Source organism: Bacillus sp. B15-48, from assembly GCF_016879755.1.
Lineage (GTDB): Bacteria > Bacillota > Bacilli > Bacillales > Cytobacillaceae > Mesobacillus_B.
In genome coordinates, this window is the sequence record NZ_WOFU01000007.1 from 203,652 (window position 1) to 214,195 (window position 10,544).

General features: G+C 40.1%; 11 protein-coding genes, 2 rRNA genes and 1 riboswitch. Of the genes, 1 reads left to right on the forward strand and 12 read right to left on the reverse strand.

What is annotated here, in order from left to right; translation table 11 throughout:
• Positions 1-66: 66 nt before the first annotated feature.
• From purF to GNT69_RS20165, 10 genes are all read right to left on the reverse strand, one after another.
• Complete coding sequence (purF, locus tag GNT69_RS20120; protein ID WP_203556780.1) at positions 67-1,476, reverse strand: amidophosphoribosyltransferase; 1,410 nt, start codon at positions 1,474-1,476, stop codon at positions 67-69.
• Positions 1,461-3,677, reverse strand: coding sequence for a phosphoribosylformylglycinamidine synthase subunit PurL (gene purL, locus GNT69_RS20125; protein WP_203556781.1), 2,217 nt, complete (start codon positions 3,675-3,677; stop codon positions 1,461-1,463). The genes purF and purL overlap by 16 nt, the downstream gene beginning before the upstream one ends.
• Positions 3,661-4,347 (reverse strand): phosphoribosylformylglycinamidine synthase subunit PurQ, encoded by a 687-nt coding sequence (gene purQ, locus GNT69_RS20130; RefSeq protein ID WP_203556782.1) that lies wholly within the window; start codon positions 4,345-4,347, stop codon positions 3,661-3,663. Before purQ ends, purL begins: the two co-directional genes overlap by 17 nt.
• Positions 4,344-4,598, reverse strand: coding sequence for a phosphoribosylformylglycinamidine synthase subunit PurS (purS, locus tag GNT69_RS20135; protein WP_203556783.1), 255 nt, complete (start codon positions 4,596-4,598; stop codon positions 4,344-4,346). The genes purQ and purS overlap by 4 nt, the downstream gene beginning before the upstream one ends.
• Positions 4,591-5,310 carry a phosphoribosylaminoimidazolesuccinocarboxamide synthase gene (purC, locus tag GNT69_RS20140; RefSeq protein WP_203556784.1) on the reverse strand — a complete coding sequence of 240 codons (720 nt, stop codon included), beginning with the start codon at positions 5,308-5,310 and terminating at the stop codon, positions 4,591-4,593. Before purC ends, purS begins: the two co-directional genes overlap by 8 nt.
• Positions 5,311-5,392: 82 nt before the next feature.
• Positions 5,393-6,685: an adenylosuccinate lyase gene (gene purB, locus GNT69_RS20145; protein WP_203556785.1), complete on the reverse strand. Its 1,293-nt coding sequence runs from the start codon at positions 6,683-6,685 to the stop codon at positions 5,393-5,395.
• Between the two features lie 25 nt (positions 6,686-6,710).
• Entirely contained in the window at positions 6,711-7,835 is a 1,125-nt protein-coding gene (purK, locus tag GNT69_RS20150; RefSeq protein ID WP_203556786.1) for a 5-(carboxyamino)imidazole ribonucleotide synthase, read from the reverse strand.
• Positions 7,828-8,316 carry a 5-(carboxyamino)imidazole ribonucleotide mutase gene (purE, locus tag GNT69_RS20155; RefSeq protein ID WP_203556787.1) on the reverse strand — a complete coding sequence of 163 codons (489 nt, stop codon included), beginning with the start codon at positions 8,314-8,316 and terminating at the stop codon, positions 7,828-7,830. Before purE ends, purK begins: the two co-directional genes overlap by 8 nt.
• A gap of 143 nt (positions 8,317-8,459) precedes the next feature.
• Positions 8,460-8,561, reverse strand: a riboswitch (purine riboswitch).
• A gap of 132 nt (positions 8,562-8,693) precedes the next feature.
• Positions 8,694-8,897, reverse strand: a complete 204-nt coding sequence (locus tag GNT69_RS20160; protein WP_203556788.1) for an NETI motif-containing protein — start codon at positions 8,895-8,897, stop codon at positions 8,694-8,696.
• A complete protein-coding gene (locus GNT69_RS20165) occupies positions 8,866-9,438 on the reverse strand; it encodes a DUF2179 domain-containing protein (RefSeq protein ID WP_203556789.1) in 573 nt (190 codons plus the stop codon). The genes GNT69_RS20160 and GNT69_RS20165 overlap by 32 nt, the downstream gene beginning before the upstream one ends.
• A gap of 108 nt (positions 9,439-9,546) precedes the next feature.
• Between GNT69_RS20165 and GNT69_RS20170 the strand changes: the two genes are divergently transcribed.
• Complete coding sequence (locus GNT69_RS20170) at positions 9,547-9,684, forward strand: hypothetical protein (protein WP_203556790.1); 138 nt, start codon at positions 9,547-9,549, stop codon at positions 9,682-9,684.
• Positions 9,685-10,218: 534 nt separating this feature from the next.
• On the opposite strand, the gene rrf is transcribed toward GNT69_RS20170, so the two are convergent.
• A 5S ribosomal RNA gene (gene rrf / locus GNT69_RS20175) occupies positions 10,219-10,334 on the reverse strand.
• Positions 10,335-10,418: 84 nt separating this feature from the next.
• Positions 10,419-10,544: ribosomal RNA gene (locus tag GNT69_RS20180) — 23S ribosomal RNA — on the reverse strand; the annotation flags it as partial.

The window sequence follows — 10,544 nt, forward strand, 5'->3', positions numbered from 1 at the left end:
AAACAGGAACACGTTTATGAACGTTGAATTGTGTTCCTTCTGCCATTGATTTAATTATTATTACCATTACTCAGCTGTTGCATTTTCCTTTTCTGGATAAATTTCTGTTGGATACTTTCCTGTAAAACACGCAACACAACGTCCTTGTGTTTCACCTTCACCTTGAACACCAATAGAATTTAGCATTCCGTCTACACTTAAAAACGTCAACGAATCCGCACCGATAATTTCTCTAATATCCTCTACTGACTTATCAGATGCAATGAGCTCTTCTCGTGAAGAGGTATCAATCCCATAAAAACATGGATTCTTAATTGGTGGTGAACTGATGACAACATGAACTTCCGATGCCCCCGCGTCTTTTAGCATTCGAACAATCCGAAGACTCGTAGTGCCGCGGACGATTGAATCATCCACCATAATTACCCGTTTACCTTCAACAACTCCACGGACAGCAGAGAGCTTCATTTTCACACCCTGCTCTCTAAGCGACTGAGAAGGCTGAATAAATGTTCGACCAACATAACGATTTTTAATTAAGCCCATCTCGTAAGGAATGCCTGATTCCTCTGCGAATCCAATCGCAGCAGAAATGCTTGAGTCCGGTACCCCTGTGACAACATCCGCCTCAATGGGAGCTTCAATCGCTAATTGTTTCCCAAGTTTTTTTCTAGCTGTATGAACGTTAATTCCTTGGATATCACTATCAGGTCTTGAAAAATACACGTATTCCATTGCACAGAGAGTCATATTAGAGTTAATCGACACAATTTCAGACCGAATTCCTTCATCGTTAATGATTAATAGCTCTCCCGGAAGGACATCTCGGACAAATTCAGCACCAATAATATCAAATGCACAAGTTTCTGAAGCAACCACGTACGAACTACCAAGTTTCCCGAGCGATAAAGGTCTTAACCCGTTCGGGTCTAGGGCCACAAGCATCTCTGTCTCGGTCATAATTAAATAGGCATATGCCCCTTTAATCATTGATAATGCGTTCTTTGCTTGGTCTTTTAAAGTAGAATACCCGCTCCTTCTTATTAGATGAGCTAATATTTCGGTGTCTGAACTAGTTTGGAAAATACTCCCTTGGCCTTCAAGCTGATGCTTTAAAGCCGTCGCATTGACTAAATTCCCATTATGAGCAAGCGCTAGGCTTCCCGTTTGTGAATGGAACAAAAGGGGCTGGACATTTTCAAACCCGGATTCACCTGCCGTTGAATAACGAACATGGCCAATTGCTGAAGTTCCCGTAAGTTCTTCAACCATTTTCTTATTAAAAACCTCTGTCACTAAACCTTCGCCTTTGGCAGCTTTTAACTTCTTCCCATCGGTTACGACAATTCCTGTCCCTTCCTGACCACGATGTTGAAGGCTTTGCAGACCATAATAAGTGATCTGCGCTGCATTTTCATGCCCCCAAATACCAAACACACCACATTCTTCATTCAACCCTTTTAGTTCAGCAAGCATGAGATAGCTCCTTTCCAAGCCTCTTTCAGTTTGTTTACCTCGAGTTCAACCGCTTTGTTTCCATCTACAGCAATACGAAGCTTCGGCTCTTCAACAACCTTGCCAATTAGTACAGCGTCTGTCAGCTGTTCGAACTGTTCTTGTTGTTCTTTTTTCACTGATAAAATAAATCGAGACTGCGATTCACTAAATAGAGCGGCAACAGTGTCTCCTGAAAGATCCACTTCTGCACCAAGATTATCTGCTCCCATTAATGACTCTGCTAACGCAACTGCAACACCGCCTTCAGAAACATCATGAGCAGAAGCAACGACACCTGCACGAATCGCTGTCAACACTTGCTGCTGGTACTTTGTTTCTACCTCAAGATCCAATTCAGGTGCTTTTCCAAAGATTTTTCCATGAACAAGTTTCTGTAATTCACTTCCGCCAAATTCAGGCTTTGTTTCCCCTAATAGATAAATTAAGTCTCCAGTTTGCTTAAACTGTTGCGTTGTTACATCTTTAACGTTTTCAACTAAACCAACCATCCCAATAACCGGAGTTGGATAAATAGCTGTTCCGTTTGTTTCATTATATAAAGAAACGTTTCCGCTAATAACTGGTGAATTAAACGCTCGGCACGCTTCACTAATTCCATCTGCGGATTTTTCAAGTTGCCAGAAAATTTCCGGTTTCTCAGGGTTACCGAAGTTTAAACAATCCGTAATCGCAAGCGGTTCACCGCCTGAACAAACGATATTCCTTGCTGCTTCGGCAACAGCGATTTTCCCGCCTGTTTCAGGATCTAAATAAATATAGCGAGAGTTACAGTCTGTTGTCATCGCTAATGCCTTTTCAGTTCCGCGGATACGTACAACTGCAGCATCTGAGCCTGGTGCAACGACTGTGTTTGTGCGAACCATATAATCATATTGATTATAAACCCATTCTTTGCTCGCAATCGTCGGTTGTTTTAATAGATTTACAAGTGTTTCTTCAACATTTCCAACAGCCGGAACCTCATTTTCCATTGCTTGAAATTCACGGAAATAAGCTGGTTCGCTTGATGGTTTATGATAGACAGGGGCATCTTCAGCAAGAGCATCAGCAGGAACTTGAGCGACAACTTCTCCCTTATGAACTAAGCGAAGCATTTTATCATCTGTCACATGGCCAATCGCAACTGCTTCTAATCCATAACGTTCGAATAAACTTGCAATTTCTTGCTCTCTTCCTTTTTTTACAACTAAAAGCATCCGTTCTTGAGATTCTGATAACATCATTTCATATGGAGTCATTCCTGTTTCACGTTGCGGTACAAGGTCTAGGTTCATCTCAATCCCCGAACCTGCCTTACTTGCCATTTCCGAAGAAGAACTTACAAGACCTGCTGCTCCCATGTCTTGAATCCCAACGAGGGCATCTGACTGAACGACTTCAAGACAAGCTTCTAACAGAAGTTTTTCCATGAAAGGGTCACCTACTTGAACTGCAGGGCGTTTTTCATCGGATTGTTCAGTTAACTCTTCTGAAGCAAATGTAGCTCCATGAATCCCATCACGGCCTGTTTTTGCTCCAACATACATGACCGTATTGCCAACACCGTGCGCTTGGCCTTTTTTAATATCTTTATGATCAATAATTCCGACACACATGGCGTTAACAAGCGGATTACCTTCATAGCAATCATCAAATTGAATTTCACCGCCAACCGTTGGAATTCCGATACAGTTTCCATAGCCAGCAATTCCAGCAACAACCTCTTCAAATAAATATTTGCCACGATTCGATTGAAGTTCACCAAATCGAAGGGAGTTTAACAGCGCAATCGGTCTCGCTCCCATTGAGAAAACGTCACGAATAATCCCGCCAACACCAGTAGCTGCGCCTTGATATGGTTCAATTGCCGAAGGATGGTTATGGCTCTCGATTTTAAACACAACAGCCTGCTCATCCCCAATATCGACGATTCCTGCCCCTTCTCCTGGTCCTTGTAGTACACGCTCTCCTGTTACTGGGAACTTTCTTAATACTGGTTTAGAGTTTTTATAGCTGCAATGCTCCGACCACATAACGGAAAACAGACCTAATTCAGTATAATTCGGTAACCGCCCGAGAATGTCTTCGATTCGCTTAAACTCATCATCCGTTACTCCCATTGTGCGATAAATTTGTTCTGACTTAATTTGCTCGGGACTTGGTTCAAGCATTAACCGCATGTGATTCCCTCCATTGTTTTACGATTGACTTAAAAAGTTTTAATCCGGCGGCTCCGCCAAGTAATTCATCAACGACGCGCTCCGGATGTGGCATCATTCCGAGAACATTGCCCTTTTCATTCATAATTCCAGCAATATTTTCAATGCTTCCATTTGGGTTTGTTCCATCATACGTGAAAACAATTTGCTTATTCGCTTTTAATTGCTCAAGTGTTTGTGCGTCGCAATAGTAATTTCCCTCTCCATGGGCAACTGGAACTTCAATTACTTCGCCTTGTTCATATCTATTTGTAAACATCGTCTCATTATTTTCTACTTTTAAAGAAACAGGACGACAAATAAATTTTAAACTTTCGTTACGGCGCATCGCTCCAGGAAGGAGACCCGCCTCGAGTAATACTTGAAATCCATTACAGACACCGAGTACTGGCTTCCCAGCTTCCGCTGCCTTAATCACTTCTTTCATAACTGGGCTAAACCTTGCAATCGCCCCTGTACGTAAATAATCACCAAAAGAAAAACCACCGGGAAGGAGGATGGCATCATATCCATCAAGGCTAGTTGCATCATGCCATACGTATTCAGCTTCTTCTCCTAGTTCATCTTTTGCTGCATGATACATATCAACATCACAATTGGAGCCTGGAAAGACTATGACTGCGAATTTCACTGGCCAACAACCTCCTCTACCTCATAACGATAATCTTCGATTACAGGGTTAGAAAGAAGTTTTTCACACATTTCCTTAACGGTTTCCTCAACATCACGATCTGACTTCTCTATTGTTAATTCCATATACTTTCCAATGCGGACATCCTCAACTGCTCCATATCCCATCGTTTGCAAAGATTTTTTTACAGCTGTTCCTTGTGGGTCAAGTACACTTTCTCTTAACGTGACATATACTTTAACTTTATACAATGAATTTCCCTCCCAATCTTCCTAATATAATTTCATAGGCCTTTGTGAGACTTCCTAAATCATGTCGGAATACGTCTTTATCTAGTTTTTCATTCGTTTCAATATCCCATAATCGGCAAGTATCGGGTGAAACCTCATCAGCGAGAATAATATTTCCCTCTGTATCTTTCCCAAATTCAAGTTTAAAATCAATTAAGCGCAAGTTGACTTCTTGAAAAAATTCTAATAAGAATTTATTCATTACTAGGGCTTTTTCTTTTATGAGTGCAACTTCTTCCACTGTTGCAATATCTAAAACATCGATTTGATCATCTGTTATGAGTGGGTCACCGAGCCTATCATTTTTTAGACAAAATTCGACGAGCGGTCGTTTAAGCTTTTGCCCCTCTTCAAAGCCAAGCCGTTTGGAGAAACTACCTGCAGCATGATTTCGGACAATCACTTCAAGCGGAATAATGTTCACGCGCTTTACAAGTTGTTCTGTTTCCGAAATTCTTTTAATAAAATGTGAATGAATACCTTTATCATGTAGCATTGCGAATAACAGGCTAGTAATCTCGTTATTTAAACGGCCTTTTCCAACGATCTCAGCCTTTTTTTCACCATTAAATGCCGTTGCCGAATCCTTGTACTCAATCCACACGACACCATCATCATCTGTCAGGTAAACTCGCTTTGCTTTTCCTTCATACAGTAGCTCTTTTTTCTCCATTTTACCGCTCCCTCAATAAGAAGATTAGGAATTTTCAGTCGCGTGAAACTAGGAAAGGTAGGTTTCCCCTTTCCTTTTATTTTTATAGGCCTAGACGTTCAAAAATGGTATCTACATGCTTAATGTGATAATTATAATCAAAACAGTCGTCAATCTCGTCAGCCTTGAGGAAGGAGGAAATTTTCACATCATTTTCAATTAATCGGCGGAAAGGAACTTGTTTTTCCCAAGCCTCCATCGCTCTCGGTTGCACCGTGTCATACGCTTCTTCACGAGCCATTCCTTTATCAATTAAAGCTAGTAACACACGCTGTGAATAAATCAGGCCAAGTGTACGATCCATATTCCGTTTCATATTTTCAGGGTAAACCGTTAAATTTTTAATGATATTTCCAAAGCGATTTAACATATAATTCAAGGCGATAGTGGCATCTGGAAAGATGACACGCTCCGCTGATGAATGAGAAATATCACGCTCATGCCATAACGGCACATTCTCATAGGCAGTCATCATATACCCACGGATTACACGAGCCATTCCAGTCATATTTTCAGAACCAATTGGGTTACGCTTATGCGGCATAGCTGATGAACCTTTTTGACCTTTCGCAAAAAACTCTTCCACTTCACGAGTTTCACTTTTTTGCAAACCGCGAATTTCGACGGCAAATTTCTCAATTGACGTCGCAATTAAGGCAATTATCGACATATAGTGCGCATGACGGTCTCGCTGCAACGTCTGTGTAGAGATAGGGGCTGGCTGTATTCCTAATTTCTCACATACATAGCTTTCAACGTACGGATTGATATTTGCATATGTGCCTACCGCACCTGAAATTTTCCCGAACTCCACTTCGCTCGCAGCACGTTTGAATCGTTCAAGGTTGCGCTTCATTTCTTCATACCAAAGGGCCAACTTTAGTCCGAAAGTGGTTGGCTCTGCATGAACTCCATGTGTCCGTCCCATCATGACAGTATATTTATGTTCCTGTGCTTTGTTTTTTAGAATCTCTACAAAGCCTTCTAAATCTTTCAATAAAATCGTATTTGCTTGTTTTAATAAATACGATAATGCAGTATCAACGACATCCGTTGAAGTTAATCCATAATGAACCCATTTTCGTTCTTCACCAAGTGTTTCTGAAACTGCTCTAGTGAAGGCAACAACATCATGTCTCGTTTCTTGTTCGATTTCGAAAATTCTGTCGATGTCGAAAGATGCGCTTTTCCGAATTTTCTTCACATCTTCTTTTGGAATTTCCCCTAATTCAGCCCAGGCCTCACAAGCAAGGATTTCAACCTCTAACCATGCTTTAAAACGATTTTCTTCTGTCCAAATGGCGCCCATCTCAGGTCTCGTATAACGATCGATCATCTATTTACCCCCTGATTTTTTCTGCTCATTTCCAGATTTTGCTATCCTCAGCTTCTTTAATTGCCTCTTCTACTGTATCCCTTAAGAGTGTAACATGACCCATTTTCCGATTAACCTTCGCTTCTTGCTTGCCGTATAAATGGATTTTCCAATCTTTTAATTCAGGTATTTTTTCAAGAAGGGCTTCTTGATGTTGACCTAAAATATTAACCATAACGACAGGCTTTAATAATTCTGTGCTAGCAAGCGGCCAATTAGCAACAGCTCGAATATGTTGTTCAAATTGTGAGGTTTCACATGCCTCGATTGAGTAATGGCCCGAATTATGCGGACGTGGCGCCAACTCATTTATATAAATTTTTTCGTCTGTAGTTAAAAACATTTCCACAGCCAATGTCCCAACTAAATGAAGTTCAGCTGCTAATTTTTCAGCAGAAGCGACTGCCTTTTCTTCAGCTGTTTTACTAATTCTCGCAGGGACAATCGTTTGATGAAGAATATTATTATTATGAATATTTTCACCGACAGGAAAAACCGAAATTTCACCATCTGGATTTCTAGTAATAATCACCGAAATTTCTTTCTCAAATGGAATCCACTTTTCTAACACACATGTTCCTTGATCAATCAATTGCCCAGCCTTCTTTAAATCGTTCGGATGGTTAATGACTAACTGTCCTTTCCCGTCATACCCACCCGTAGCTGTCTTTAAGACGGCTGGAAGGCCTATTTCATTCAAACTTAAGTGAACATCTTCTAGTTCTTCAATGATCGCATATGGAGCCAATTCAACCCCTGCAGCTTGTATTGCTGCTTTTTCAGTCACCCGATTTTGAGTTTCTTTTAATAGCTTCGTTCCTTGTGGTACGTAGGCATAGGAGGTTAACCATTCAAGTGCTTCAGCGCTAATATTCTCAAATTCATATGTGATTACATCACTTTTATCGGCTAGCTGTTCAATGGCTTGAAGGTCATAATAGGCGCCAACGATTTGCTCATCTGCTACTTGACCGCAAGGACAATCTTCAACAGGGTCAAGGACTACAACGCGAAATCCCATTGCTTTCGCGGATAAAGCCATCATTTTTCCTAATTGTCCTCCACCGATAATCCCGATCGTTTGCCCTGGTAAAATTACTTTATTACTCAAGTTCACCACTGCTTTCTAATACAGCATTTTTTGTATCTTCTCTTAGTTTCTCCAGTCTCTCAGCAATATTCTTATCAAAAGCTGATAATATTTGTGCTGCTAAAAGTCCAGCGTTTTTCGCTCCTGCCGTACCAATAGCTACAGTAGCTACTGGAACACCTCCTGGCATTTGAACGATCGATAGGAGGGAATCCAACCCATTTAAGGCTCTTGATTGAACAGGAACTCCAATTACAGGTAATGTCGTCTTAGCAGCAACCATTCCGGGAAGATGGGCAGCTCCGCCTGCGCCAGCAATAATGACTTTTAACCCCTGATTCCTTGCATTTTCAGCAAAATCAAACATTAAATCAGGTGTTCTATGCGCTGATACAACTTTTTTTATATAAGGAATTTCCAGTTGCTCGAGTATATCACAGGAGTGTTTCATTGTTTCCCAATCAGATGTACTCCCCATAATTACACCAACCTCGGCGCTCATGCTTTCAACCCCTATTCTATTATAAATATGAAAAAAGCCCGAACAAAATCCTTCTCTATATTATGAGAGAAAGTAGTCTGCTCGGGCTTAAAGATGACAAAGAAATGGTATTCATGAATGAATACATTTCTTCCCCTTCCAATTAAGGAACTACTTTCCCTCATAGTCCAATAATTTACGGTCATTGGGTAGAAACTTTTGGGCCATATCCCCATTATTATACGAAGGAAAATTATTTTTTATTTAATGCCACCTACATATTAACAACTATATTTATCATTTGTCAATCAATAATCGAACATTTATAAAATACACCTTTATAATGTTCGTATTTTCAACTATAACATAGGTTATAAAAGTTTGAGATTGAACGGTTATTAGTCGATTGGTTTCGCTTCAAACTGAATGACCGCTCCGGCAGGTTCATAATCAACCTCCCCATTATTTACCACTTCTTTAAAAATTGGCTTATCCATTCTTCGAACCGGCATAAACCCTTCTTTCGTTATCCGTTCGAGACAATCATTTATCGTTTCATTTTCTTGAACTTCAAATATTTTTTTCCTTGTTTTTTTGCTCATTCCTAAATAGCTTTCCTTTCTTTACATTTTTTACCCAGAATCCTCCATAAATCGTCTTCGGTTCATAGGCAATGATAAACGCCTTAGGGTCTTGTTCCTTTATCGTTTCATAAAGCCTTAGCTCAAACTTCCTTGGTGTAAGGATTTGCAATGCCATTCGATCTCCTTCAAGGCCGTTAGCTGCCCAACTCGTTACACCATAGCCTTTCTCCCGTAAGATTCTAGGTAAATCACGGTCATATTCTTTCGTGATCACATGCACTGTTATGTAGCCAAGGGCTAATTTATCCTCAATCTTCGTACCGACAATCACACCGATACCATAACCGAGAGCATAAGCAATTAAGTTTTGAATTTGGTTTAAATTATCTAAGACTAACCCTAGACCAACTACGTAAATGACTACTTCAACCGTACTGATGGCAGCAGCCGTATATCTCTGCCCTTTTAAGGTAAGTATCATCCTTATTGTAAAAAAAGAAACATATACAATATTAATAACGAGAATGATGGTCACCATTACTAAGCTATTTTCCAGCATTTTCATTCCCTCCAGTATGTTAGCAACAAAGCTAATCTTCACAGAAAACGATAGATTTGTAAAGTCGCTTTTCTTATTATTTCCCTATTTATGGGGGTTAAAACTTGTGTGAAGGAAGGTGAGTGGTTAGGTTTCTGTTTGGACTATCAATTTGTAATTGGTTATTATACTTATTGGTGCGCTGCACATGGTGTGATTTATTCGAGTATTTGGATTATGTGCGGTCTGCATGCTGGTTTATTCTGAGTACTTGGATTATCTGCGGGCTGCATGCTGGTTTTATTCTGAGTACTTGGATTATGTGTTTTTGCATGCTGGTTTATTCTGAGTACTTGGATTAAGTCAGCTATACATGGTTCCCAATTTATTCCGAGTACTCGCATTAAGTTGATTTTACATGCCGGTTTATACCTAGTACTTGGATTAAGTGATTTTTTCAAGGAATTTTAATCTGAGTACTGGGATTAAATTCATAAAAATAATGCTAGTACTGGTTATATGAAGATAAAATAGGGGGAAATAATCTTAGTACTCGGATTAAACACGCGGTTTTACCATAAATTTACCATTTATATTCCTACTACTCGGATTAAAAAGGAAACTTTAATGCCAGTACTCGGATAAAAAAGTCGATTACCAGCATTATCTTTCAAAAAACTGATTATTATCCAAGTACTAGTAATAAAAAACGGTTCATCTGCTTGTACTCTAATCTAATTAGTAAAAATACCATTTCCTGTAACACAAAAAGAACAGCTTTTCAGCTGTTCTTTTTTTAGTGCCTGGCAACGTCCTACTCTCACAGGGGGAATCCCCCAACTACCATCGGCGCTGAGAAGCTTAACTTCCGTGTTCGGCATGGGAACGGGTGTGACCTTCTCGCTATCGCCACCAGACGATTATTAAATTGAGGTTTGTTCCCTCAAAACTAGATAATGTTTGTAAGAAGAAAAGCAATTCGAGTATCAATCTTAACTTATTAGGTTAAGTCCTCGATCGATTAGTATCAGTCAGCTCCACACGTCGCCGCGCTTCCACCTCTGACCTATCAACCTGATCATCTTTCAGGGATCTTACTAGTATAAACTATGGGAAATCTCATCTTG